The following is a 25634-nucleotide window of genomic DNA, read 5'->3' on the forward strand; positions in this document are numbered from 1 at the left end:
GGCGCTCAGAAGGCGCGCAACAACCGGGCGGGATTACCGGCATAGGTGCCGGGGATCAGGATATCCCGGGTCACGACAGCCCCGGCGCCGATGACGGCACCCCGGCAGATCCGCACGGGCAGGATGGTGGCATTCGATCCTATGGCGACGCCGTCTTCGATGACAGTCCGTCCCCAGCTGGCGGGATCCGGATCGGGCGCCCCTCCCCGAAACAGATCATTGGCAAACATGACCCCGTGGCCGATGAAGCAGCGCTCGCCTATGGTGACCTGTTCGCAGATGAAGCTGTGTGACTGGATGCGTGAGCCGCGGCCAATCGACACATGGGCCTGGATCTCCACGAAGGGGCCGACGAACACATCGTCGGCCAGGGTGCAGCCGTAGAGGTTGACCGGCTCGATCAGCGTCACGCGCTCACCGAAGCTGACATCGCGGATCCCGGCGGAGCGCAGTATGGGTTCATTCATGGCGGGCGCCCTGTTCCAGCGTCATCACCATGCAGATCTCGCAGGCGTCGTGGCCGGTGCAGCCGAGCGGGCCGGGCAGGTGTTCGAAGCCCAGCGACTCATAGAGCGCGGTCGCCTCCCGCAGCACCGCCGTGGTCTCCAGGTAGCAGCGCCGGTAGCCGAGGGTTCTCGCCTCAGCCTGGGCCTGCAGCACCAGCCGTCGCCCCAGTCCCAGTCCGCGCAGGGCGGGCAGGAAGTACATCTTCTGCAGCTCGCAGGTCTCGGTCTCCCCCGCCAGCGGGGCTATGCCACCGCCGCCGAGGATGGTGCCGTCCGGCCCCTCGATGACCCAATAACGGCTGCGCTCACCCTGATAGGTTTCATGGAGGAAATCGAGATTCGGATCCGTCACCCCATAGCCCTTGTCGGCGGTGAGGCCGTATTCGGCGGAGACGGCCCGCACCACGGCGGCGATGGCGGCATTGTCATCCGGGGTGATGGGGCGAATGCGATAACCCTGCTGGCGGCGGGCGCGGGAGAGGGCGCTGCGATAGAGGCGCAGGCCGTCCCACAGCTGTTCACACTCGGCCTGGCTGAGCTGGGCCAGGGCTTGCTCGGTGGCGCCGTCCATCTCCTGATGCAGAGCCTGCAGCTGGATCTCGCCGGCCCGGGTGAGCCGTGCCTCCTTGCTGCGCCCATCCGAGGGGTGGGGGTGCCAGTCGATGAGGCCCCGTTCGGCGAGGCGAGCCAGCGGCCGGCTGGCGTTGGACTTGTCGATGCGCAGCCGCTCGGCCAGCTGCTGGTTGGTGGCGGGGCCGCTCTCCAGCTCGATCAGCAGGTGGGCCTCGAGGGGGGTCAGGGCCAGTGCGCCGCACTGCTGGGAGAGCATGCCGAGTTCGCGTACCAGCTCCCGTGACAGGGCGCGCAGGGGACGGGGATCCATGTGTCATTGTCCTTTTGGTTGTAACCAGCAACCAATATAGCCAACAGGTTGTTACTGGCAATCGCTTTCTTGGGAAGTGAGGCTGGCGGACAGACATAAAAAAAGGGCCCGGGAGGGGGCCCAAACATTGGAAACCCGCGCCGGGGCGCGGATCCCATCCTTGGTCAGAAGAAGAGCCGGTGACACCGGTTCGGCCAACGTGGCGTCGGCCGTGGTGTCACCCGCGGTTCGATTTTCTTTTTATTCCCGGCTTACACCAGCTCAGCCAGCATGGCGTCGGCCGTGGTGTCACCAGCGGTTCGATTTTCTTTTTATTCCCGGCTTACACCAGCTCAGCCAGCATGGCATCGGCATAGGGCACCAGCGGCTCGGCCTGTTTCACCTTGCTTAGGTAGTCCGGGTTGGCGATGAGCGGGCGGCCGATGGCGATGAGATCGAAGCGATCGGCCTTGATGGCTTCGGCAGCGGTCTCGGCACTGTAGTTGCCGACCCCGACCAGGTGGCCATCGTAGTGGGCGCGCAGGTAGTCGGAGGCGCGACCATCCAGGTAGTCGAAGGTGAGGCTGTCATCGAAGATGCCGAGGTGCACATAGGCCAGGGTGCGGCGGTTGAGCTCGGCCAGCAGATGGTCGAACACGGCGCGGTCGCGTTTGTCCCCTGCCAGATGCACATAGGCACCGGGGGAGAGGCGCAGCCCCACGCGTTCGGCGCCGATGCGGGCGCTGATCGCATCCACCACCGCCAGCGCGAAGCGACTCATGTTTTCCGGCGTGCCACCGTACTGGTCGTCGCGCAGGTTGCTCGAATGGTGCAGGAACTGATCGATGAGATAGCCGTTGGCACCGTGGATCTCGACCCCGTCGAAGCCGGCTTCGATGGCGTTGGCCGCGGCCGTGGCATAGTCCTCGACCAGCTGCTCGATCTCGGCCACCGTCAGGGCGCGCGGCACCTGATAGACCAGCTCGCGCATGCGCGGCACAGTCCCCTCATGGGCGACGGCAGACGGCGCCAGCACCTCGGCATGGTGGAAGAAGGGGTGAGAGAGGCGACCCACGTGCCACAGCTGGGCGAAGATCTTGCCACCCTTGGCATGGACGGCGCCGGTGACCTGTTTCCAGCCCTCGATCTGCTCCGGGCTGTAGAGCCCAGGGGTGTTGGGATAACCCTGTCCGTCCGGGCGTATGATGGTGGCCTCGGAGATGATGAGGCCTATGTCGGCCCGGCGCGCATAGTAGGCGGCCATCTGCTCGGTGGGCACCAGACCGGGACCGGCCATGCAGCGGGTCAGCGGGGCCATCATGAAACGGTTGGCCAGGGTCAGGGTGCCGTTGAGACGGTAAGGTTGAAACAGGGTATCCATGGTCATCGTCCTCGGGAATGATTCTTGAACGTGCATTCAAGACTCTTTTTGTTTTGCACGCAAGTATTTTTTGAGCGAATATTTAACCAGGATTGGTCTTGCCTGACCGCTGGGGTAAACTTGCCGCCCTTTTCTACCCTCATCGCCAAGGCGCGATGAGGCCTGCCAACGGAGACCCCATGCGCATCGCCGAATTTGATCGTGACCAGGTCCTGCGACATGCCATGGAGGCATTTCGCGCCAGGGGCTATGCCAAGACCACCATGCAGGAGCTGGTGGCCGCGACCGGGCTGCACCCGGGCAGCCTCTATGCGGCCTTCGGCAACAAGCGCGGCCTGCTGCTGGCGGCGGTCGATCACTATGTGCAGGAGAAACGCACGCTGCGCCACGCCAGCTTCGATCGACCCAGCCCGCTGGCCGGGCTGCGGCACTACTTCCAGCAGCTGGTGAACGATGCGCTGCAGGGCTCCTGCCTGGTGACCCGCGCCCTGATGGAGCTGGCGGAGCAGGACGAGGAGCTGCACCTGCGCTTCAAGGCCATCTATGCCGAGCTGGAGTCCGATCTGACGCTGATCCTGCAACGGGCGAGGGAGCAGGGGGAGCTGGCCGCGGACAGTGACATCCCGACCCTGACCGCCTTCCTGCAGATCAACATCCAGGGGCTGATCACCTTCGCCCAGTGCCGCCCCGACCGCCCCCTGCTGGACGCCGTGGTCAGCCACCTGATGGCCGCCCTGACGCCTCGCTAGATCCTCTGTCGTGCCTATAGCGCCATTTTTTCTCCCGGCGCTTGCCCCAGTCGGTTCCCTCTTCCATCTTCATGTGAGGTCTGATGGCGGGGGAGAAGGATATGATAAGGAAGGCAAGGTCCCGGGCTATGCTGGCGCATTTCACCTCGCCACGGCTCTCCATCGCGGAGCGTTTCGCCGCCGGCAAACAGCTGCGTGAGCAGGTTCCCCGTGAATCGCATGCACTGCTGCCGGAGGTCCTGCCCGGGCGGGATCCCATCGCCGTGCTCAAGGCGCAGGCCGCCACCCGCTTGCAGAAGCTGGTACCGGTGCGCCATGCCAGGATGCAGACCTCCCCCTTCGCCTTCCTGCGCGGCGCGGCCGCCATCATGGCGGCGGATCTCGTCGACACGCCCCGCTCCGGCCTGATGGTGCAGGCCTGTGGCGACATGCATGTCGCCAACATCGGCCTCTATGCGAGTGCCGAACGCAATCTGGTGCTGGCCATCAACGACTTCGACGAAACCCACCTCGGCCCCTGGGAGTGGGATCTCAAGCGGCTGGCCGCCAGCGCCCTGGTGGCGGCCGAATATATCGGGGCCGATGCCGCCCGCCAGCGGGAGGCGGCCAGGATGATCGCGGCCAGCTACCGCATCAGGCTGCGGGAATACGGGAAAATGGGCTTCATGCGGGTTTGGTATGATCACATCGATCAATCCACAGTGCTCGACGCCTTCTCCACCGATGCCCATCAGCGCATCGAGGCCACCTTCCTCAAGGCCCGTGGCCGCAACCATCTGCAGGTGCTCGGCAAGATGACCGATCTGGTGGACGATCAGCACAGGATCCGCGAGATCCACCCCTTCGTCATCCGTGAGACCCATACCGAGGATGGGGAGCCCGTCTACGAGGTGCTCGGTGAGCTGCTGGAGGCCTATTTGGATTCCCTGCCGGAGGACAGGCGCATCCTGCTGCAGCGTTACCGGGTCGTGGACGTGGCGCGCAAGGTGGTGGGGGTCGGCAGCGTGGGCACCCGCTGCTGGGTGATCCTGCTGACCGGGGCCGACGACGATGATCCGCTGTTCCTGCAGGTCAAGGAGGCGCAGCCCTCGGTGCTGGCGCCCTATTTCACCTCGGCGGACGACAGCGGCAGCCAGGGGCGGCGGGTGGTGCGGGGTCAGCGCATGATCCAGGGCTCACCGGATATCTTCCTCGGCTGGTGCGAGCTGAAGGGCCGCCACTTCTACGTGCGCCAGCTGCGGGACATGAAGGGGGGCATAGACATCAGCCCGGGCGCGGTCAAGCCGCGCCACTTCGTCGAGTATTGCCAGCTGTGCGGCTGGGCGCTGGCGCTGGCCCATGCCAAGTCGGGGGATGCGGCGCAGATCGCCGGCTACCTGGGCAAGTCGGAGGTGATGGATGAGGCCATCGCCGACTTCGCCGTGGCCTATGGCCAGCGCACCCGTGATGACCACGCCACCCTGCTGGCGGCCATCGCCCGTGGGGATCTGCCGGTGGCCAGCGAGATGCGTTGAGGCATACCGGTTGAGCCATTTTATCCTTCAATCGTATCGGCGCGGCAGTTGAGGGCCCTGTCAGGCTGGTATGCACAGTGGTTGATTGATCGTCATCGGGCTTTATTTGCTCCCTTCTCCCCTTGCGGGAGAAGGGCTGGGGATGAGGGGTGATCCAGTCACTGCAATGAGAACCGAATAAACGCCAACACGGCATCCATCTGGCCCAGTACCTCGTTATTCCACACCCTGATCACCCGAAATCCCTCGCCATTGAGATAGGCCGTTCTGGTGTCGTCATGCCGTTGACCCTCAGGCTGATGATGCTGCGAGCCATCGACCTCGATCACCAGCCGTTGTTCCACACAGACGAAGTCCACTATGTAGGGGCCTATCGGTAACTGACGGCGGAATTTGAGGCCCATCAACCGGCGATTGCGCAGCTGAAACCAGGGCAGCTGCTCTGCCAGCGTAGCCTCGGCTCTTAGTCGCTTGGCAAAGAGGTGGGTCTTCATGGGATTGATCCAGCGCTGTTTGACTCACTAGGTATAGCCACTCTCTATATCGCTGAGTTTGTTCTTCGCCGTTGTCCCTCACCCTAGCCCTCTCCCGGAGGGAGAGGGAACCGATCGAGGTACAGTTTGGATCGAGCTCCATCATGAGGCTAGTCGGTTTGCTGGTTATCCACGCTCGCACTGTTGGCGACGTATCGCTCCCTTCTCCCCTTACGGGAGAAGGGTTGGGGATGAGGGGGCGGTATCAAGATTAGTGCTACCTAAGCCAGACATCACTCGTTCCGTTAGTCCGGCTCCTGGCTCACCAGCTCCTTCATCAGATCCTTCAACCAGACCAAGGCGGGTTGCTGGGCATGGACCGGATGCCAGACGCAGTTGAGGTGGTAATCGGGCACCGCTTCGGGCAGCGGCAGGCTCTTCAGCGGCCAGTGGCGGGCCAGCAGCTCGGCCACCATGCTGGGCAGCACCAGCAGGTGGTCGCTCTGGCTGACGATGGCGGCGGCGGACATATAGCTCTGGCTGTTGACCGAGATGGTGCGACTAAAGCCCTGGGTCTGCAAGAACCTGTCCAGGCTCGCCTCCGAGGTGCCGAGCGGCGAGTGGAACACGTGGGGCATCTCGATCAGCTGTTGCAGCGTGATCCGCTCCTCGGGAAGTGCCATGCTGGCGCGCACCAGCCCGGCCAGCGGCTCGGTCAGCCAGGTCTCCTTGCCCAGATAACCCGGCACCTGCATGTACTCATCGAACCCCAGCACCAGATCGATCTCGCCGCTGGCGAGCTCAGCCTCCGGCAGGCTGTCGCGCAGGATGCGGATCTCTATGGTGACCCCGGGAGCCAGATCCTTGAGGCGCTGGATCAGCGGCGGGATCAGCACGCACTCCACATAGTCGGTGGTGCAGAGCACGAAGCGGCGCCTGGAGTGGAGCGGCTCGAATTCCTCTTCCTCGCTGAGATGTTGCTCCAGCAGCCGCAACGCCTGCTGCACCCCCAGGTGCAGCCGCTGGGCGCGGGGGGTCGGCAGCATCCCCTGGGGGGTGCGCACCAGCAGCGGATCCCCGAAGAAGGTGCGCAGCCGGCCGAGGGCGTGGCTCATGGCAGGCTGGCTGATAAACAGCGATTCGGCGGCGCGGGTGACGCTGCCCTCCGTCATCAGGTTGTCAAAGGCGAGCAGCAGATTGAGGTCGAGCTGGTGCAGTTTCATGGGAGGATTATTCGCCGTGCTTATGGGACAATCCATCCTATTCATTTGATGGATGGGAGCGCAACTTCTTACACTGCGTCCCACTCTTATTTTTCCAAGGTTCCCGGGTAAATTGGGGGGCCTCAATCCATGCAAGGAGCCTTGCGATGAGCATCAAGACCATGAACACCACTCCGGCCGCCGACGGCTTCACCATGCCCGCCGAGTGGGCGCACCAGCAGGCCGTCTGGATGATCTGGCCGTTTCGCCCGGACAACTGGCGGGTAGCCGGTCGTTTCGCCCAACAGACCTTCGCCAAGGTGGCCGACGCCATCGGTGGTGCGACGCCGGTCTTTATGGGGGTGCCCGCCGAGTTTATGGAGCAGGCCCGCGCCATCATGCCCGCCCATGTCACCCTGGTCGAAATGGCCAGCGATGACTGCTGGGCCCGTGACAGCGGCCCGACCGTGGTCACCAACCGCGCAGGCGAGTGCCGCGGGGTGGATTGGGGCTTCAACGCCTGGGGCGGCCTCAATGGCGGTCTCTACCATCCGTGGAACCAGGACGAAGAAGTGGCCGCCAAGATGCTGAGCCAGCACGGCATGGCGCGCTACGATGCGCCGCTCATCCTGGAAGGGGGCTCCATCCACGTCGATGGCGAAGGCACCTGCATGACCACCGCCGAGTGCCTGCTCAACGCGAACCGCAACCCGCACCTCAGTAAGGAGCAGATCGAAGCCTTGCTGCGCGATTACCTCGGCGTGCAGAGCTTTATCTGGCTGGACGAGGGTGTCTACATGGACGAGACCGACGGCCATATCGACAACATATGCTGCTTCGTGCGCCCGGGCGAAGTGGCCCTGCACTGGACCGACGACGAGAACGACCCGCAATATGCCCGCTCCCAGGCCGCCTTCAAGGTGCTGAGCGAGACTCGGGACGCCAAGGGGCGTGAGCTGAAGATCTGGAAGCTGCCCCAGCCGGGCCCGCTGTTCTGCACCCAGGAAGAGTCCGCCGGTGTCGAGAGCGGCAGCGGCGTGCCGCGCGAGGCCGAGGGTCGTCTGGCCGGTTCCTATGTGAACTTCCTCATCACCAATGATCGCATCGTCTACCCGCTGCTGGATGTCGCCACCGATGGGCAGGCCCAGCAGATTCTGGAAGAGATCTTCCCGCAGCATCAGGTTGTCGGCGTGCCCGCCCGCGAGATCCTGCTGGGCGGTGGCAATATCCACTGCATTACCCAACAGATCCCCTCAGGCAAGTAAGAACCGGTTCCAAGCCAGCCGAGGTTGGTATTCAAAACCCCACGCTGTGGGGTTTTATCTCTTGATGGTGTGATGGTCGAAGACGCTGATGCGGCGACCACCATCACCAACAATCACCTGCGATATGTCCGCTTTGCGGCAGATATCGCACAGCGTCACCCTTTTACAGGAGATCCAGCATGATCGAAGTGACCGAGGTTTCCATTGCCGAGCTGCGTCAGGCGCTCGAATCCGGCCGCACCACCGCGGTCGAACTGGTCAAGGCCTATCTGGCCCGTATCCATGCCTACAACGGCCCCGAGACGCAGACCAAACTCAATGCGGTCGTGGTGCACAATCCCGATGCGCTGAAAGAGGCGCAAGATTCTGATGCCCGCCGTGCCCGTGGTGAAACTCTGGGGCCGCTGGACGGCATCCCCTACACCGCCAAGGACAGCTATCTGGTCAAGGGGCTGACCGCCGCCTCCGGCAGCCCGGCGTTCAAGGATCTGGTCGCCCAGTGCGACGCCTTCACCGTCGAACGGCTGCGCGCCGCCGGTGCCATCTGCCTGGGCAAGACCAACATGCCGCCGATGGCCAATGGTGGCATGCAGCGCGGCGTCTATGGCCGTGCAGAGAGCCCCTACAATGCCGACTACCTGACTGCGCCCTTTGCCTCCGGCTCCTCCAACGGCGCTGGTACTGCGACTGCGGCCAGCTTCTCCGCCTTCGGTCTTGCCGAGGAGACTTGGTCGAGCGGTCGAGGGCCTGCCTCGAACAACGGCCTGTGCGCCTACACCCCGTCCCGCGGCGTGATTTCGGTGCGCGGCAACTGGCCGCTGACCCCGACCATGGACGTGGTGGTGCCCTACGCCCGTACCATGGCCGACCTGCTGGAAGTGCTCGATGTGGTGGTGGCGGACGATACCGACACCCGTGGCGATCTCTGGCGTATGCAGCCCTGGGTGGCGATCCCCAAGGCCTCGGAAGTGCGCCCGGCCTCCTACCTTGAGCTCGCCGCCCAGGCCGACACCCTCAAGGGCAAGCGCCTCGGCGTGCCGCGCATGTTTATCAACAAGGATGAGCTGGCTGGCACCAGCGAGAATCCCGGCATCGGTGGCCCGACCGGCCAGCGCATCCACACCCGTCCCTCGGTGATCGCGCTCTGGGAAGCGGCCCGCAAGGCCCTTGAAGCGGCTGGTGCCGAGGTGATTGAGGTGGACTTCCCGCTGGTCTCCAACTGCGAAGGGGACAGACCCGGCGCGCCGACCGTGTTCAATCGCGACATCGTTAGCCCCGAGTTCCTCAATGACGAGCTGTGGGAGCTTTCCGGCTGGGCCTTCGACGACTTCCTGCGCGCCAACGGCGATCCCAAGCTAAGCAAGCTTGCTGACGTGGATGGCCCGAAGATCTTCCCCCACGATCCGGGCACCTTGCCGAACCGCGAGGGCGATCTGGCCGCCGGCATGGACGAGTACGTCAATATGGCCAAGCGCGGCATCAAGCTGTGGAATGAGATAGCCACCGTGCCGGACGGCCTGCGCGGCCTTGAAAAGACCCGCAAGCTGGATCTGGAAGACTGGATGGACGAGCTCAAGCTCGACGCCGTGCTCTTCCCCACGGTCGCCGACGTCGGCCCGGCCGATGCGGATGTGAATCCGGCCTCCGCCGACATTGCCTGGAGCAACGGCGTCTGGGTCGCCAACGGCAACCTCGCCATTCGCCATCTCGGCGTGCCGACCGTCACAGTCCCCATGGGGGTGATGGCCGATATCGGCATGCCGGTGGGCCTGACCTTCGCCGGTCGCGCCTATGACGACAATAACCTGCTGCGCGTCGCCTCCGCCTTCGAGTCCACCGGCAGCAAGCGCAAGGTGCCGCCGCGCACTCCGCCGTTGGGTTGATTGGTGTTGTGAGTTAAATATCACTAATTTGTCTGGTGATAGAGAAAAAACCACCCGCATAATGGGTGGTTTTTTTGTTCCTATCCTTTAGTTTTAGATGCTTCTATTTCTAATAATTTTATCTTTTCAGCGAGAGATGCATTTTCTGCCTTTAAAGTTTCGATTTCGGTCTGTAGTATTTTCTTTTTATTAGGTATGTTTAGATTTAAGCCTATTTCCAATTCATCTTTATATGGAATGATTGGCTCAAATAATTGCTGATATGCTCGCCCTACCGCACCTGAGAAAAGTTTAAGGTTTGGTATGTTTTTACCACAATTTAATATATGGTCATTAGCTATACCGGGATATGGGTCTATAAAAACAACAGTGTTTATACCTAATTGATATGCTTTTTTTGCACAGAGTTCACATGGGCTTGCTGTTGTATATAATCGTCCCCCTTTAATGGACATTCCACCATGCTTTGAAATTTGCAAAAAAGCATTTTCTTCTGCGTGTAAAGCTCTTGTGTGAACTTGATTTTTTTCTCCATCAATAGAGTTTTTAATATCTTTAAAGCAAAATGAAACAGGTTTTCCACCAAAATGTATACTTTTTCCTGGTTGGAATGAATATATTTCACTAATTCTTTCTTTGAAAATAGTATTGTTTTTTTCAAAAAAGCTGAAAGCCGATTCATCTTCGTTGTTTATTAAGTCCTCGACTCTTCTTAGATTACATGGCGTTTGTCCTTGAGCGACATTGTTCCAGCCAATAGACTTGATAGATAACTCCGCATCAGTAACAACTGCCCCAACCTGACGAGATAAACATCCTGAATTTAGTTTTGCATTAAATGCAATGTGCATGCATCTCTCATCTTGAGATGGTGTAATAATGCCAGGATGCATGATCAATGAAAGATATTTTACAAGTTGTATTTTTAGTTCCTTGAGCTTGCCAGCATTATCTGGGTTATAGAGGTGGATATCTGAGATCTCTATACAGCGTTGAATATCTAAGGACCAGAATCTATCCTCACCCTTTAACGAACTGGGGTTTTCTCTTTCGTCGATACCAGAAACTTCTAAATTTGATATTCCGGGTTGGCTGAGTAAACGGTTAACTCGCATTTGATGTTCGGTTGAAACTGATATGAGATAGAATGCCGAATATCTTTCCTTAAAGAAAAATGCCTCATATGGATTTCTTATGGCATCTAAAACAACACAAACATTCTCATTTGTTACTTTGGATTTATGCCTTAATATTTTTATTAATTTATTTGCTCTTTGAGCAAATAAATATATTTTCTCTCCATCATATCTGTCACTATCTGCGCGGCCTGACTTTCTTATATTGTTACCTACTAGTTGATATAGTTTTGTGTAAGACCCAGATTGGATTTTATTTAGAAATCTTTTAAGTTTGCTTGTAAAATCAGGAACTTGTTTGAAATAGAAATCATATGTTACTGTATTATAGAGGTTGTCTTGTTTATTTTGAGCAAATTCTTTCGCATGTATACGAGCTTGATGGTGTTCATCATAATAGGCTTTTATTTTTTCATCTAAGCTTGGGTCGTTATCACCGACTTTCCCATCTAAAACAGATTTGTAAAGTGCATCGAATTGTTCAAATGAAAGTTCTAAAATAAAAGTTGATACGATATCACTCATCCTGACGTGGTAAAATTTTACCCATTGCATTTTTAGGTAATCATAAACCACCTTATATTTCCTCTCCTCATCATTAATAAATAGACTGGATTTAGGCCTTGGTGGGTTAAACTCTCCAAAAGTGTCATGAGTAAGAAGATTAGCTAACGTTGTACATCCTGAACCTGTTCGTCCAGTTAGACCTAAAACAATAAATCGCCTTCTCTCTTTATATATGGTGTCTAGTCCGCTAGTAGTAGTCATAAAAACCTCTGTAAAATTTACTTATATATATGTCAGTTGTAATTTGCTGTGCAGTTTACCGCTGTATGGGCTTTGCATGAAGCCTTTGTGTGCGGAGGTGTGAGGCTCCGCATCTTCATGACAGGAACGGAGGTTCGAATAGCGAAGCGTATTCGGACGATCGCGAAAGGGAGGTCGTTGGTTTCCAAGGTTTCTTGATTGTATTGTCATCACCATGGTCGCGGTAAACGGACGATTACGCTGCGCTTATCGTTCCTACATCAAGGCGGTGATTGCATGCTTTGACCATTAACCTCTCTCCATTCCCCACACTGCCAACCGCACTTTCTGTCGTGGTTTCTTCCGGGACTTCCCCCAGACTTCACTTTGTCTTCACAGAAGCTCATTTTCCCCTCACAAATCCCCCGTATCTTCTGCTCACTGCTTAAAAGGCCCGGCTAGATTGGCCCCTGGAGGATCCTGACACTTCGCCCCTCTTAACTTAAGAGGTAGTCTTGGAACTATGTTCAGTACTAGTCGCAACGAGAAGATGGTCGAAGTGTTAACAGGAGCCGAGCGCCGTCGACGCCGGACTCCGCAAGAAAAAATCACCATTGTGCAGCAGACCTTTGAGCCCGGGATGACCGTCTCTCATGTTGCTCGCTTGCACGACGTCAACGCCAACCAGCTTTTCAAATGGCGCAAACAATTCCAGGAAGGCTCTCTCACGGCGATCACCGCCGGTGAGGATGTTGTTCCAGCCTCAGAGTTGGCTGCTGCCATCAAGCAGATCCGAGAGCTCCAGCGTCTGCTCGGGAAGAAGACCATGGAGAACGAGATCCTCAAAGAAGCCGTGGAGTATGGCCGAGCAAAAAAATGGATTGCGCATGCGCCCTTGTTGCCGGGGGACGACGATTAAGTGCTGTGAGCCAGGCCCTTAATGTATCGCGTGCGCAGCTATCCGTTCGTGTTCATCGAAAACCGGGTTGGCAAGATGGTCGTCATCATCGCCAGCGTGATGATGCTGCCTTACTTGGCCGGATCATGGAGGCGATGGCAGAGCTTCCCTCCTATGGCTATCGCCGAGTCTGGGCGCTGTTACGGCGTCAGTCAGAGGCAACACGACAGCCTGTGGTAAACGCCAAGCGGGTATATCGCGTCATGCGCGATCATGGCCTGCTGCTCGAAAGAAAACCGGCAGCATCATTGACCCAGCAGGCACATAAGGGGCGTGTTGCCGTCAAAGAGAGCAATCGACGTTGGTGCTCAGATGGCTTCGAGTTTCGCTGCGATAACGGTGAGAAACTACGTGTCACGTTCGCCATGGACTGCTGTGACAGGGAAACCTTGGACTGGGCTGCCAGTACTGGGGGTTACGACAGTGACACGGTGCAAGATGTCATGCTGAGGTCTGTCGAACGTCGCTTCGGGGATGTGTTGCCGGCATCACCGGTGGAGTGGCTGACTGATAATGGTTCGGCGTATCGAGCCCATGAGACTCGCGCGTTTGCACGAGAAATCGGCTTGGAGCCCAGAACGACTGCGGTGAGAAGCCCACAGAGCAACGGTATAGCGGAGAGTTTCGTGAAGACGATGAAGCGAGACTATATCGAGATGATGCCGAAACCAGATAGCCGAACAGCGGTAGGCAATTTGGCCATCGCGTTTGAGCATTATAACGAGCACCACCCGCACAGCGCCTTGGGATACCGTTCACCCCGGGAATTTCTGCGCAGTCGGGTATCACAACCCTAAGCGGGAAAAAGTGTCTGGATCTATGGGGTCAAATCCAGGTGAGCGGCCCCGTCTATGTGGTGGAGGATGACTACTACCTCAGGGAGAACTCCATGGTGTACTTCGGCGTCGAGGGGGTGACGGTGGTGGGGGCGACCTGGACGCCGGATACCGCCCGCGAGTTGCACAAGCTTATCAAGAAGGTCAGTCGCAAGCCGGTGCTGGAGGTGATCAACACCAACTACCACACCGATAGGGCCGGCGGTAACGCCTACTGGAAGTCCATCGGCGCGAAAGTGGTCTCGACCCGCCAGACCCGGGATCTGATGCAGAGCGACTGGCAGACCATAGTCGACTTCACCCGCAAGGGGCTGCCGGACTACCCGGACCTGCCGCTGGTGCTGCCGAACGAGGTGCACGACGGCGACTTCAGCCTGCAAGATGGCAAGGTGCGCGCCTTCTACCTGGGCCCGGCCCACACCCCGGACGGCATCTTCGTCTACTTCCCCGATGAGCAGGTGCTCTATGGCAACTGCATCCTCAAGGAGAAGCTGGGCAACCTCGCCTTCGCCGATCTGAAGGCCTATCCGCAGACCCTGGCGCGGCTCAAGGCGATGAAGCTGCCGCTCAAGACGATAGTGGGTGGTCACGACTCGCCGCTGCACGGGCCCGAGCTTATCGATCACTATCAGGCCTTGCTGGCCGAGGCGCCCCGTTCCTGACGGGCCCTTATCCTGTTCGCTAATAGCAGAGGGCCCGTATCGGGCCCTCATGCATTCAGATCAGGAGCGGCCACCAGAGCAGGCCGATGGCCATCACCACGGCGAAGCCTGCCAGGGCGATCACCAGGCCGATACGCATCCACTCGCCGCTGGTGTGATAGCCCATGCCGAGCAGCAGGGGGATGCGGGCATGGGAATAGGTGGCCAGGTTGCAGCCCACGTTGGTGATGGCGGCGATGCTGAAGATGGCCATCTCCTTGGGCACGCCGACCGCCAGCAGGGCGCCGGTGATGACCGGGGCCAGCGCAACCACCTTGGCGGTGCCGGAGGCGAAGGCGTAGGAGGTGAAGAGGTAGAGCCCCATCACCACCAGTAGCATGGACATGGTGCCAAAGCCGCCGAGGGTGCTGTGCATGAACTGGGAGAGTGCGTTCCCCAGCCAGTCTGTGAAGCCGACCTGCTTGAGGTTGTCGGCCATCCCCATCAACACGCTGAACCAGATCAGGGTATCAAAGGCTGCGCCGTTGCCCTTGACGTCGTTCCAGGTCAGCACGCCGAGCAGCAGCAGGGCGGCGAGGCCGAGAAAGGCGACCGTGGTGGCATCCAGCCCCAGGCTGTTACCGCCGATCCAGAGCACCACCAAACCGACAAACACGCCAAGCAGGCTCTTCTCGTGCCGTGACAGGGGGCCCATCTTGGCCAGCTCGGTTCGGGCGAAGCGAGGCACGTCTGGGGTCTTTCTGGTCTCTGGCCGGATCACCAGATAGAGCACCAGCGGAATGATCAGCAGCAGACCTATGGCCGGTGGCAGCAGATAGAGTGCCCATTCGCGAAAACCGACGGCAAGGCCCGCCACGCTGGCGGCAATACCAACCAGCGCCAGATTGCCCGCAAAGCCGGTGCTGAAGGCGACGGCGGAGGCATCGTTCATGGCGCTGACGCTGGAGAGCAGGAACTGACCAAGCTTGCGATCCTGCTGGTTGATGGTCTTGGCCAGGGAGTCGGCAATGGGCGCCACTATGGCGGCCCGCGCCGTGTTGCTCGGCGTGGCGGGGGCCAGGATAAAGTCAGCGACGGCCAGGCAGTAGGCCGAGCGCAGGGTGGATTGCCCGAAGCGGCTCAGCAGCAACAGCGCGATCCGCTTGCCGAGCCCGGTCTTGGCAAAGGCGCTGGCAATCATGAAGGCGATGACGATGAGCCAGATCAGCGGGTGATTGAAATCGACCAGCGCGCCCTCGATGGCCGCCTTGGGTGTGACTTCGCCACCCGCATGGAGCACGGCATAGAGGGCGAGGGAGACGATGGCGATATAACCGGTGGGGGCGATGTTGGTGACGATGACAAGGATGGTGGAGATAAACAGGATGGCGGTGTGGTAGGCCGCCGGTGCGAGTCCTGCCGGGGTAGGCAGTGACCAGCAGAGCGTCGCCAGCAGCACGATACAGAATGCCGCCAGCTGGGGTAGTGTGGGTCTTTTCATGGGGAAGCCCTCGTTCTGAACATCAATGGGAGACGGCTGGAGCCGTTATGCCAGCCCACTATAGGAGGTGTGATCAGTGCAATCCGGGAACTCACCAGTGGTTTTTGACAAAAAGATCAGTAAGATCGCGACAACCTTACCCGCCATTCAGCAACGGGAAAGCATTGGGCTGAGGGCTGAGGGCTGAGGGCGTTACGCTTCTGCGGTGATGGGCGCCCCCATGCTTCCGTGTGGGAGCAGAGGGGCGGTTCTATGGGAGGGGGGAGGCCGTCTTTGGCCGGGATGGGTGGGCTTGAAACCAGATGTGGGGCTTAACGCTTGCCCTTGCCACTCTTGGTGCCCAGGGCCTGTTTTCTGGCGCGCTGCTTCTGGGCCGCCTTGCTGTTGCGGCGCGGCTCGGGCTCTGAGCGGGTGAGATCCGGCTCGAAGCCGGGGAACCACTGCTGGGGCAATCGGGTGTCGAGCACGGCCTCAACCTTCTCCAAGAGTGGCGCATCCTCAGAGCTGAACAAGGTGATGGCGAGCCCCTTGTTGCCGGCGCGACCGGTGCGGCCGATGCGGTGCACGTAATCCTCCGGCTGATGTGGGAATTCCAGGTTGATCACATAGTTCAGCTCCTGGATATCCAGCCCGCGGGCGGCCACGTCGGTGGCGACCAGGGCCTGCAGGCTGCCCGCCTTGAACTCCTGCAACACCTTCTCCCGCGCCCCCTGGGAGAGATCCCCATGGAAGGCGAGGGCGTTGATGCCAGCCTTGCCGAGCCGCTGGGCCAGCTGATCGGCCCCCTGACGGGTGCGGCTGAAGATCAGCGCCGGCGCCCAGCCCTTCACCTTGAGCAGGTGCTCCACCAGTGCCAGCTTGCGATCGCCGTCCACCGCATAGACCCGCTGCTCCACCTCCGCCGCCGTGGTGTTGCGCGGTGCCACCTCGATCAACTCGGGGTCGCGCAGCAGCACACGGCTCAGGGCAAACAGGTTGTCATCGCAGGTGGCGGAGAACAGCAGGGTCTGGCGATCGGCGGGGATCTGGCGCAGCAGAGCCTTTATCTCGTCCATAAAGCCCATGTCGAGCATCCTGTCCGCCTCGTCGAACACCAGATGGCCGAGCTGGGACAGGCTCAGGGCCCCCTGGCGCAGATGATCGAGCAGCCTGCCCGGGGTGGCGATCAGCAGATCGACCCCGTTCTTTAGCGCCTCCACCTGGGCCGCAATGCTGACGCCGCCGTAGACCAGGGCGCTGGTGAGACCTGTGTCCTTGCCATAACGCAGCACGCTCTCGTGCACCTGCACCGCCAGCTCGCGGGTCGGTACCAGCACCAGGGCGCGGATCGGTCTGCCCTCATCGGCCTCCCTCGGCGTGGTCAGCAACTGCTGCAGGATGGGCAGCACGAAGGCGGCGGTCTTGCCGGTGCCGGTCTGGGCGCCGGCCATCAGATCGCGCCCGGCCAGAATGACCGGGATGGCGCTGGCCTGAATGGGGGTCGGCGTCTCGTACCCCAGCTCGGTCAGGGTCTGCAGCAGGCGAGGGGAGAGGGCCAATTCGGCGAAGGAGGCAAGGGACATAGGGGCACCAGTATGGGGTCGTCGCGGCCGGGACCGTGACGGAAACAGGATAGTGACCGTGATGGTAGCAGAAGCACCCCCCACAGCAGAAGGCGATTGCCCCTGCCGACACCTAGGGAGCGGCAAGGAACATCAGAAGTGCGGGATCAGCCGGTCGGGCTCTCGGGAGTCCTGATGAGCTCGATGTGCTGCCCTTGGTAGTGGGCGATGTTGTGTTTGCCGTGCTGCTTGACGTGATAGAGCAGCTCGTCGGCCAGGGTGATGGCGTCGGACACCGTCAGATAATCGCGGATGCGGATGATGCCTGCCGAGAAGGTGATGGGGCCGGGCAATTGGGGAAGCCGGAGCTCCTGCTCCAGCAGGCGGGCGACCGCGTGCCGCATCGCCGCCTCATCCTCCAGCCCCTTGTAGAGCGCGATAAACTCCTCGCCCCCCCAGCGGATGGCGCAGTCCCCCTTGCGGATGTTCTCCTGCAGATGGCGGGCGAAGGCGGCGAGGGCGATGTCCCCCACCGCGTGGCCATGGATGTCGTTGACCGACTTGAAGTTGTCGATGTCCAGGATCATCAGGTAGTCATGCTCCTGCAGCAGGGCATTGTCCAGGATGTCCCGTCTTGGCAGCCGGGTCAGATGATCGGTGTAGGCCAGGGTCCGCAACCGGGCATAGGCCCGCCGCCCGGTCAGCATCAGCAGCAGCAGGGCGATCAGGTAGAGCTTGAAGGCGGGGCCATAGAGCGCCACCCGCACGAAGTCGCCGTAGCCGTAGGACCACTTCAGATAGAGATCCGCGCCGGCCTTGGTCTGCATGAGGCGGGTGCTCAGGCAGAGGTGCCAGGAACGGCAGGGTTCGGCGGCATCGAAGGAGATGACGGTGCGGCTCGGGTTGAGGGTCTCGAAGGGGCGAAACACGGCCTTGAAGGCCTCATGGATGTCGATGTCTATCCCCGACAGGCCATAGCGATAGTCCCTTTTCGCCTGGTCGTAGAAGACGAAGGGGAAGTACATGGTGATGGTCTGCAACTGGGTGAAGGCGTCGGTATAGATCTCGGATACCTGGGCCTCGTCCGCACTGCAGGGAACATGGGTGGAGGCGAAGGCGGCGCAGCCAAAGTAGTGACGCCAGGGCTTGAGGTCATCCAGCCTGGTGTTGCTGGGCAGCAGTCGCCTCGGCAGGATCTGCTTGTCGGCCACCATGCCGAGCAGGCGATAGTCATCGTAGAAGGCATAGAGATTGATGACATCGGGATAGGAGAGGGCATATTGGTAGGCGATGAGCATCTCGCTGGTGGGCGGCAGTATGGGGATGACAGCGATGCGATCGCGGAACTTGACGTCATAGCCATAGACATAGACGGTCGCATCCTGGTTCTCGCTGAAGATGGGGGCCTTGATGCTGCTGCCGTCGACGAACTGGGCCAGATGTTCCGGCTCCAGAATGCGGGCCCGTTGATAGTAGACCTCGAACACGTTCTGCTGCTTGGCGGTGATGAGCTGCATGTCATGCCGGATGCTGAGGTAGGTGTAGTAGAGCACCAGCGCCAGACCCGACAGGACCAGGCACAGCAGGGCCAGCCGAAGCAGCCATTTGCGGGGTATGTCGCGCATTCTCGATACAGACATGCCTATGGGTTTCCTAGGGGGCTATATGGAGCCGTTCATCAACTGATTCGCCCCAGTATAAACAAGTTGTAGCGCAGAGCATCCGCCAATGATGCCTTTGTTAACTGACGCGACGATAAATATCAAGGAGATAGCGAGTCAGGCTATTGGTATGGCGAGGAGTGGGTATTGATTGGCTCTGCATGGCTTTCTTTGAAGCCATGGCGCTTAGCTGTTGCGCCCTGTCGAAGATTCCACGATGGATGATCTCATATGCGGCGCTGTCATGAAAAAGAGGGCGTTGCACCCTCTTTGATGATCAATAAGGTCGGTTATTTTTTCTGGTATTTGGGGGAATAAGGGCCGTAGAGAATGCTATTTGGCATATCGGCACTCAGCAGTCGGAAGCTGGTGATCCCCGCAATCTCATGACCCTTGTCGGTGACTGTGTCGGCAATTTGGTTAACGACTGCCACCACCAACATGCCGATCAGACTGCCACCTGAGTTACTTTGTTGCTCGGCGCTGCTCGCGCTCGCGGTGCCTTCCCACAGCAGCTTGCCAGTGCGCAGATCCACCAGACGGGCGCTGGCCGTGACCACAGTCGCGCTGGATATCACCAGATAGCTGGTGCCATAGTCCTTGATGTCGAGATAGAGCGCGGTATCGGCACCATAGATCTCATGGAGCTTCTGGGTGGGCAGGGCATGAATATCCGTCGCCTCGGTCACACCATTCTGACGGAAGGTTTCGTTAGTGACAGCTACCGGCAGTACATAGTAACCCGACTCCGCAAGGGGGAAAGTGATCTGGGACTGCAAGCTGGCGCCGGCTTTGACATCCGGTGAGTGATTCACCGGTGGCAGCACCAGGATGGAGGTTGGTCTGCTCTCCTTGAAGTTGCTGTAATCATAGCTGGGGCGCTGTGCGCAGCCTGCCAGCAGAAGGGTGCTCAACATGAGCGAGAAGATGACACGCAGGCTCATTGAGTGACCCCTTTCTTGTTGGACATCAGGAAGTCCATGAAGGGAGCTGACTCAGGGAAGAGACGCTTTTCGGTCTCGAATTGCTGACGGGTTTGTTCATCCTTGCCCAGCTGTGCGTAAAGCATCCCCAAGTGAGCGTGGAAGCCAGGAGGAACGGCCTGCCCCTTGGCGCTGGCTTCCTGCTGGTTTTTCTCCAGCGCGGTAATCTGGGCTTCCACCCCGGCCTCGTCTCCTTGCATGGTCTGGTAAACGACGTGCTGGTATTGATCCCAGTTGTAAAGGGATCGTGGCGCCTGGGCGCAGGCGGTTAGCAGCATGGCACTGGCCAGCAGCAGATACAGATTGAAAGATTTCATCGTCATTGTTCCTATTGCGCTGGGTGCCAGGCGCCGGTTTCGATACCGTTCACCAGGTTGTTGACGGCCTCGCGGACCGCGAGATCCAGCACCTTGCCATTCAGGGTGGAGTCATAGCTGGCCGTGCCACCGAAACCGATGACTTCACGGTTGGATAGCTCGAATTCACCAGCACCTTGAGAGGAGAAGACAACTTCGGAGGTGGTGACGTTGACGATGTTCAGGTTGACCTTGGCATAGGCAATCTGGGATTTTCCGCGGCCCAGGATGCCAAACAGCTGGTGGTCACCGACTTCCTTGCGGCCAAACTCCGTCACGTCACCGGTTACCACATAGTCAGCACCCTTGAGTTTCTGGGCTTGCTGTTTGATCCCTGCCTCAGCCTTGATCTCATCCATGTTGTCGCGATCCAGCACGCTGAAGCGGCCCGTCTGCTGCAGGTGGGTGATCAGTATGGTTTTTGCCTGGCTACCCAGTCGATCCACACCATCGGAGAAGATGCCACGCATATAGCTGGAGCGGTTGTCGAATTTGCCGACGGCTATCGGACTGCGTACCCCCTGATACTGGCTCTGGTAGGTGGCTACTTTTGGCACTTCCAGTGAACGAGAGGATTCACTGGCACAACCGGTCAACAAGCTTGTTATAAGTATGAAACAATATGAAACAACTAACTTCTTCATATAAGATCCCGTTATTTAAGGAAAAACAACGGCGGACTCTAACATGGCTCGTCGCAAAGAAAGGCCCCCGGATGGGGGGATGAATGGTCCAAAAATCCTATTTTTAGAGCTTTTGCTTCACGAAATGAAAAATTGGAAGGATGTAGTGGCTGTGAAAGATGCTTTCTGGGGCGCAATCACGGCACGAATCTGGCTGGCCTGCTGTAGATCGGGCTAGTGGTGGCCAAATGTCGATCGGTGAGGGACGCAGGATTCGCAACAGCTCCGACGCGTTGCCCACCAGATGGTGCTCCCCGGTCTGTGCCCGCGATGGGCGCGCCGCCACATCTTGCTGAGTGGCTGCCTGACCGGTCCTGATACTCTGTGTACCGAGGTTTGCCGGCGCGGTACACGGCCAATCGCTGTGGCTGTCCTGGCTCGAGCTGTTGGTGGGGGCGGTGTTTGTCAGCGGCGCAACCCTGGTCAACCGCATCGCCCCAACGCGAGCCACACCAGGCTGGTGTCGCTCTGCGTGATCGCCTATGTGGCGAACTGGGTGCCGGTACTGCTGGGTTAGGTGAGCGCTTGCTGGCGGCGGTGGATCTGCTCGCCATCGGCAGCATGCTGATCGGTCTGGGGCTGGCATGGATGGTGTCGTGCACGCGGCGGCCTAATCGGCCAGCAGCACCCGCCCGGCATCCAGGTGGTGCATCCACTCCCGCAGGATCAGCAGCGCGGCGGCAAAGCGACGATCCTTGGGCAGTTGCGCCGCCGCCAGCGGATCTCCCTCGACCATGGCGACAAACTGGCCGAACAGCTGCTCGACGCTCTCCCGGCTCAGCTCCTGGCTGCCGAGCATGCTGGCGAGTGGGAGCGGGCTGTGCAGGGTCAGCACGGGGTGAGGCGGGATCCCGGCCGCCAGCGGCATCAGTGCATCCTCCACCACCATGATGGCCTGCTCCAGCTCGAGGGCCGTCGGCGGATCCTGGTGAAAGGGCGCCGGCGTCATGGCCTCGAGACCGAAGGCCAGCCGGTGCGTGATGCTGGTGCCGTCGGTCCGGGTGATCTGCACCCCGCTGCTCTGCTCACCCAGGCTCAGTGACAGCCTGGGGCTCCCTGTCTCCCTCATGTCGATCCCTCTGCGATCCCTTTAATACACCCGCCCGTGCGCCCGTGCGAGCGCTTTCTCCCCCCATCTGGTGTGGCCGGCTTGCAAAGTGGATTCATCATGGCATTCTGGATGTCTAAATGGCTATTCAATCCCTAGGCTTCAGGAGTTCTGATATGGATATTCGTACCGCTCCCCGCATCATTGCGCTCTCCCTTCTGCTGGCGGGAAGCTGCGCCTTCGCCAACGAGGCGCTGGTGATCCAGACCGATTTCGGCCTGAAAGACGGCGCCGTGTCGGCCATGAAGGGGGTCGCCTTCGGGGTGGACCGCACCCTGCCGCTCTATGATCTGACCCACGAGATCCCGGCCTACAACATCTGGGAGGCCTCCTACCGCCTCTATCAGACCATCAACTACTGGCCCAAGGGCACGGTATTCGTGAGCGTGGTGGATCCAGGAGTGGGCACGGCGCGCCACTCCGTGGTGCTCAAGACCAAGAGCGGCCACTACATCGTCTCGCCGGACAACGGCACCCTGACCCTGGTGGCCGAGCACTTCGGTATCGAGGCGGTGCGCCAGATCGACGAGAAACGCAATCGCCTCAAGGGCTCAGAGAAGTCCTACACCTTCCATGGTCGCGACGTCTACGCCTACACCGGGGCTCGGCTCGCCTCCGGCGCCATCAGCTACGAGCAGGTGGGCCCGCTGTTGCCCGCCGAGGTGGTGCGGATCCCCTATCAGCCGGCGGTGGCCGAGGCCGGTGGCAGCCTCAAGGGCACCATTCCGATCCTGGATGTGCAGTACGGCAACGTCTGGACCAACATCGACGAGACCCTGCTCACCCAGGCGGGGATCGACAAGGGGGATCAGGCCTGCTTCAAGATAAGCGAGGGAGAGGCGCTGAAATATGAGGGCAAGGCCCCCTACGTCAGCAGCTTCGGCGATGTGCCGGAGGGGCAGCCGCTGGTCTACCTCAACAGCCTGTTGCAGGTGTCGGTAGCGCTCAACATGGACAGCTTCGCCGCCAGGCATCAGGTACAGTCAGGCGCCAAATGGCACATCAGCCTGAAGAAGTGCTAGTGATGGTTGCGTGAGATGACAACGGGCGCCGAGGCGCCCGTTGTGTTTTCAGAAAAGACTATGGGATCAGAACTCGTTGGAGAGTGCCTTGTACCCCTTGACCAGATCGATGTTGGTGTGGGCCACGTCTTCGGAGAACTCGGTGGCATCCACGGTGACGCGCGGGATCTGATCCAGATCGCTCTGCTGGTTGATGCGGGTGGTGGAAGGCACGTAGAAGCCGGGAGGCAGATCGCAGCCATCGATCACCGAGTTGTGGCGCACCACAGAGCCTTCGCCGATGTGGCAGTTGAACAGCACGCTGTTGAAGCCGATGAACACCCGGTTACCGACTTCGCAGGGCCCGTGCACTATGCTGCGGTGGGCGATGGAGCTGTACTCGCCGATGGTGACGGCCGCACCGGACTTGGAATGGATCACCACCCCGTCCTGAATGTTGGAATTGGCACCGATGACGATGGGCTCCATGTCACCGCTGGCATCCACTTCGTCGGCGCGGATCACGGCGTAGGGGCCGACAAACACGTTCTCCTTGATGATCACCTTGCCGCAGATGATGGCGGTCTTGTCGATATAGGCGGATTCGTCGATAACGGGCAGGTGACCGGAGGGATTCTTGCGGATCATGTCATGTCCTGTTGCTGATGAAATCGGGGAAAATGGCGGGGCGCAGAGGCTCGCCGGAGAGTCAGCTTACGCCTCTGTTTTGGAGGGGGAAACCCCTTACTGGTCTGACCCTCCTTTAGTAGGGACATTTCAGATGGTTGTTCTTTGACTCCCTGGTATGGGAGCATGTGGCTCGGCAGGCGGGGTGTGTTCCTCGCCAGAATGGGCCGGATTGCGATGATGGAGGCGGAGAAATGAAGAAGATGATGCTGTTGCTGGTGGGAGTCTTGCTCTGTGCCTCGGCCGTACAAGGCAAGGGACGGGCGGGCGACTTCGACTATTACGCCCTGGCACTCTCCTGGTCGCCGGAGCACTGCGCCGTCAAGCCGGGCGATCGGGAGCAGTGCAGCCGCCAGCTGGGCTTCGTGCTGCACGGCCTCTGGCCCCAGTATCAGCGTGGCTATCCGAGCGATTGCAGCGCTGAACCGCTGGCTCCCGAGATGGAGCGCGCGTTCGCCGGGCTCTATCCCAGTCGCTTCCTCTATCGCCATGAGTGGCAGAAGCATGGCACCTGCTCCGGCCTCAGCCAGCCGCAATTCCATCAACTGGCCAGCGAGCTGCGCCAGAAGGTGAAGCTGCCTGCTGCCTATCAGGCTCCTGACGAGCCGCTGCGCAAGAGCCGTTTCCAGCTCAAGGCCGATCTGGCCGATGCCAATGAGTGGCTGGCGCCGGACAGCATCACCATCGCCTGCGCCGATGGTGGCCGGTTCCTGAGGGAGGTCTACGTTTGCGTCAATAAGGAAGGGACTGATGCCGTCGCCTGCTCGGACGAGATGCAAAAGCGCGAGCAGCGTTCCTGTGGTCAGCCGGATTTCTTGCTACGCAGCGTGCGTTGATCCCTCTTTATCTTCATCAGGCTCCTTGCGGGCCTGATGTTCAAATACCGCCATCGGAAAGGAGTTTGAGCCATGACCACCATGAAACAGTTCTCTACGCCGGAGCGAAGCTTGCTGCTCGGGGTGAAAGGGGTGGGCCCCACCGTCATCGGGCGGCTCGAGCAGCTGGGCTACCATAGCCTGCACGAATTGGCAGGGGCTGACGCGACCCATATCGTCAAGCTGGTGGCCAGCCTGCTGGGCTCGACCTGCTGGCAGAACAGCCCGCAGGCGCGCGGCGCCATCGAGGGAGCCATCGCCCTGGCCCGCGCTCAGCTGCAAGCCGAACCGGACCAGGCAGGACGACAGGAGACAGAGGCATGACGCTGCTCTCCCAACTCGGGATCCGCTATCCCATCATTCAGGCCCCCATGGCGGGGGTACAGGACTGTGCCCTGCCACTGGCAGTTGCCGCTGCCGGGGGGCTCGGCTCCCTGCCAGCCGCCATGCTCAGCCCGACCGAGCTGCGCCAGGCATTGAGGGTACTCAAGGAGCGTGGCCAACCGTTCAACATCAACTTCTTCTGTCACCGTCAGGCCGAGCCAGACCCGGTAGAGGCACGCCGTTGGCGACAGGCGCTCGCGCCTTATTATGCCGAGTTCGGGCTGGCTGCCGATGCCGTCCTCGGCGTGCCTGGCCGAGCCCCCTTCAGTGCGGAGCAGGCCGCCATCCTGGCCGAGTTCCAGCCCGCCGTGGTCAGCTTTCACTTTGGTCTGCCCGCGCCCGCGCTGCTTGCCAGCGTGAAAGCCTGGGGCGCCCGGGTGTTGGCCAGCGCGACCACGGTCGCGGAGGCTGTCTGGCTGACGCAACATGGCGCCGACGCCATCATCGCGCAGGGGCTGGAGGCGGGGGGCCATCGCGGCCACTTCCTCGATGAGGACCTCAGCCTGCAACAGGGCACCTTCACCCTGCTGCCGCAAATCGTGCAGGCGGTCGGGCTGCCGGTCATCGCGGCGGGGGGCATAGTCGATGGCAAGGGGATCCGTGCCGCCCTGGCGCTGGGGGCGAGCGGCGTGCAGATGGGGACGGCGTTTCTCTGCTGTCATGAGGCGACGACCTCGCGCCTGCACCGTGCGGCCATTCAC

At 60.2% G+C, this 25634-nt stretch carries 23 protein-coding genes and 1 pseudogene (1 of these 24 only partly in view); 10 read left to right on the forward strand and 14 right to left on the reverse strand.

The window, feature by feature from the left end; all coding sequences use genetic code 11:
- Positions 1 to 5 precede the first annotated feature (5 nt).
- The 3 genes from EL255_RS03840 to EL255_RS03850 form a co-directional block, all read right to left on the reverse strand.
- Positions 6 to 467, reverse strand: a complete 462-nt coding sequence (locus EL255_RS03840) for an acyltransferase (RefSeq protein ID WP_042651818.1) — start codon at positions 465 to 467, stop codon at positions 6 to 8.
- On the reverse strand, positions 460 to 1389 hold the full coding sequence (locus EL255_RS03845; protein ID WP_042651819.1) for a bifunctional helix-turn-helix transcriptional regulator/GNAT family N-acetyltransferase: 930 nt from the start codon (positions 1387 to 1389) through the stop codon (positions 460 to 462). Before EL255_RS03845 ends, EL255_RS03840 begins: the two co-directional genes overlap by 8 nt.
- Positions 1390 to 1711: 322 nt before the next feature.
- On the reverse strand, positions 1712 to 2749 hold the full coding sequence (locus EL255_RS03850) for an alkene reductase (RefSeq protein WP_197720912.1): 1038 nt from the start codon (positions 2747 to 2749) through the stop codon (positions 1712 to 1714).
- A 179-nt stretch (positions 2750 to 2928) separates the two neighbouring features.
- Between EL255_RS03850 and EL255_RS03855 the strand changes: the two genes are divergently transcribed.
- Together EL255_RS03855 and EL255_RS03860 are read left to right on the forward strand one after the other, a co-directional pair.
- Positions 2929 to 3498: a TetR/AcrR family transcriptional regulator gene (locus EL255_RS03855; RefSeq protein ID WP_042651821.1), complete on the forward strand. Its 570-nt coding sequence runs from the start codon at positions 2929 to 2931 to the stop codon at positions 3496 to 3498.
- Positions 3499 to 3626: 128 nt separating this feature from the next.
- Positions 3627 to 5012, forward strand: coding sequence for a DUF2252 domain-containing protein (locus EL255_RS03860; protein ID WP_042651822.1), 1386 nt, complete (start codon positions 3627 to 3629; stop codon positions 5010 to 5012).
- 158 nt (positions 5013 to 5170) lie between these two features.
- On the opposite strand, the gene EL255_RS03865 is transcribed toward EL255_RS03860, so the two are convergent.
- The gene (locus EL255_RS03865) at positions 5171 to 5506 is read right to left on the reverse strand and encodes an endonuclease domain-containing protein (RefSeq protein WP_042651823.1); all 336 of its coding nucleotides are present in this window, start codon (positions 5504 to 5506) and stop codon (positions 5171 to 5173) included.
- Positions 5507 to 5790: 284 nt separating this feature from the next.
- Entirely contained in the window at positions 5791 to 6708 is a 918-nt protein-coding gene (locus EL255_RS03870) for a LysR family transcriptional regulator (protein WP_042651824.1), read from the reverse strand.
- A 146-nt stretch (positions 6709 to 6854) separates the two neighbouring features.
- Here EL255_RS03870 and aguA point away from each other — a divergent pair, with 146 nt between their 5' ends.
- Both aguA and EL255_RS03880 read left to right on the forward strand, forming a co-directional pair.
- The gene (gene aguA / locus EL255_RS03875) at positions 6855 to 7952 is read left to right on the forward strand and encodes an agmatine deiminase (RefSeq protein WP_042651825.1); all 1098 of its coding nucleotides are present in this window, start codon (positions 6855 to 6857) and stop codon (positions 7950 to 7952) included.
- Between the two features lie 179 nt (positions 7953 to 8131).
- Positions 8132 to 9835, forward strand: coding sequence for an amidase (locus EL255_RS03880; RefSeq protein WP_042651826.1), 1704 nt, complete (start codon positions 8132 to 8134; stop codon positions 9833 to 9835).
- 80 nt (positions 9836 to 9915) lie between these two features.
- Here EL255_RS03880 and EL255_RS03885 read toward each other — a convergent pair whose 3' ends face one another.
- Positions 9916 to 11739: a cytidine/deoxycytidylate deaminase family protein gene (locus EL255_RS03885; RefSeq protein ID WP_084228230.1), complete on the reverse strand. Its 1824-nt coding sequence runs from the start codon at positions 11737 to 11739 to the stop codon at positions 9916 to 9918.
- A gap of 529 nt (positions 11740 to 12268) precedes the next feature.
- Here EL255_RS03885 and EL255_RS03890 point away from each other — a divergent pair.
- Together EL255_RS03890 and bla are read left to right on the forward strand one after the other, a co-directional pair.
- Positions 12269 to 13473, forward strand: a protein-coding gene (locus EL255_RS03890; protein ID WP_126623264.1) for an IS3 family transposase whose coding sequence is annotated in 2 segments (ribosomal slippage) — positions 12269 to 12587 and positions 12587 to 13473 — 1206 coding nt in all. Because the reading frame shifts where the segments join, the coding sequence is not laid out codon by codon here.
- Positions 13474 to 13508: 35 nt separating this feature from the next.
- A pseudogene (bla, locus tag EL255_RS03895) lies at positions 13509 to 14174 on the forward strand (subclass B2 metallo-beta-lactamase); the annotation flags it as partial.
- Positions 14175 to 14229: 55 nt separating this feature from the next.
- Here bla and EL255_RS03900 read toward each other — a convergent pair.
- The 7 genes from EL255_RS03900 to EL255_RS03930 form a co-directional block, all read right to left on the reverse strand.
- Entirely contained in the window at positions 14230 to 15654 is a 1425-nt protein-coding gene (locus tag EL255_RS03900; RefSeq protein WP_042652864.1) for a DASS family sodium-coupled anion symporter, read from the reverse strand.
- A gap of 311 nt (positions 15655 to 15965) precedes the next feature.
- Entirely contained in the window at positions 15966 to 17216 is a 1251-nt protein-coding gene (locus EL255_RS03905) for a DEAD/DEAH box helicase (protein ID WP_042652863.1), read from the reverse strand.
- 146 nt (positions 17217 to 17362) lie between these two features.
- Positions 17363 to 18835, reverse strand: coding sequence for a sensor domain-containing diguanylate cyclase (locus tag EL255_RS03910; protein ID WP_126623266.1), 1473 nt, complete (start codon positions 18833 to 18835; stop codon positions 17363 to 17365).
- 311 nt (positions 18836 to 19146) lie between these two features.
- Positions 19147 to 19800, reverse strand: coding sequence for a DUF799 domain-containing protein (locus EL255_RS03915; RefSeq protein ID WP_042652861.1), 654 nt, complete (start codon positions 19798 to 19800; stop codon positions 19147 to 19149).
- The gene (locus EL255_RS03920) at positions 19797 to 20156 is read right to left on the reverse strand and encodes a DUF4810 domain-containing protein (RefSeq protein ID WP_042652860.1); all 360 of its coding nucleotides are present in this window, start codon (positions 20154 to 20156) and stop codon (positions 19797 to 19799) included. The genes EL255_RS03915 and EL255_RS03920 overlap by 4 nt, the downstream gene beginning before the upstream one ends.
- An 11-nt stretch (positions 20157 to 20167) precedes the next feature.
- Positions 20168 to 20752 (reverse strand): CsgG/HfaB family protein, encoded by a 585-nt coding sequence (locus tag EL255_RS03925; protein WP_232018902.1) that lies wholly within the window; start codon positions 20750 to 20752, stop codon positions 20168 to 20170.
- A gap of 736 nt (positions 20753 to 21488) precedes the next feature.
- The gene (locus EL255_RS03930; RefSeq protein ID WP_042652858.1) at positions 21489 to 21947 is read right to left on the reverse strand and encodes a hypothetical protein; all 459 of its coding nucleotides are present in this window, start codon (positions 21945 to 21947) and stop codon (positions 21489 to 21491) included.
- A gap of 155 nt (positions 21948 to 22102) precedes the next feature.
- On the opposite strand from EL255_RS03930, the gene EL255_RS03935 reads away from it, so the two are divergent.
- Positions 22103 to 23008: an SAM hydrolase/SAM-dependent halogenase family protein gene (locus EL255_RS03935; RefSeq protein ID WP_042652857.1), complete on the forward strand. Its 906-nt coding sequence runs from the start codon at positions 22103 to 22105 to the stop codon at positions 23006 to 23008.
- A gap of 66 nt (positions 23009 to 23074) precedes the next feature.
- Here EL255_RS03935 and EL255_RS03940 read toward each other — a convergent pair whose 3' ends face one another.
- Entirely contained in the window at positions 23075 to 23635 is a 561-nt protein-coding gene (locus EL255_RS03940; RefSeq protein WP_042652856.1) for a gamma carbonic anhydrase family protein, read from the reverse strand.
- Between the two features lie 233 nt (positions 23636 to 23868).
- Here EL255_RS03940 and EL255_RS03945 point away from each other — a divergent pair, with 233 nt between their 5' ends.
- The 3 genes from EL255_RS03945 to EL255_RS03955 all read left to right on the forward strand — a co-directional run.
- Positions 23869 to 24510 carry a ribonuclease T2 family protein gene (locus tag EL255_RS03945; RefSeq protein WP_042652855.1) on the forward strand — a complete coding sequence of 214 codons (642 nt, stop codon included), beginning with the start codon at positions 23869 to 23871 and terminating at the stop codon, positions 24508 to 24510.
- Between the two features lie 72 nt (positions 24511 to 24582).
- Entirely contained in the window at positions 24583 to 24873 is a 291-nt protein-coding gene (locus EL255_RS03950; RefSeq protein WP_042652854.1) for a Pathogenicity locus, read from the forward strand.
- Positions 24870 to 25634: the 5' portion of an NAD(P)H-dependent flavin oxidoreductase gene (locus tag EL255_RS03955; protein ID WP_042652853.1), read on the forward strand. The gene runs 279 nt beyond the window's last position; 765 of the gene's 1044 nt are visible here — the first part of the coding sequence; it begins with the start codon at positions 24870 to 24872; its stop codon lies beyond the right edge, outside the window. The genes EL255_RS03950 and EL255_RS03955 overlap by 4 nt, the downstream gene beginning before the upstream one ends.

The sequence above is a fragment of the Aeromonas encheleia genome (assembly GCF_900637545.1).
Taxonomy (GTDB): domain Bacteria; phylum Pseudomonadota; class Gammaproteobacteria; order Enterobacterales; family Aeromonadaceae; genus Aeromonas; species Aeromonas encheleia.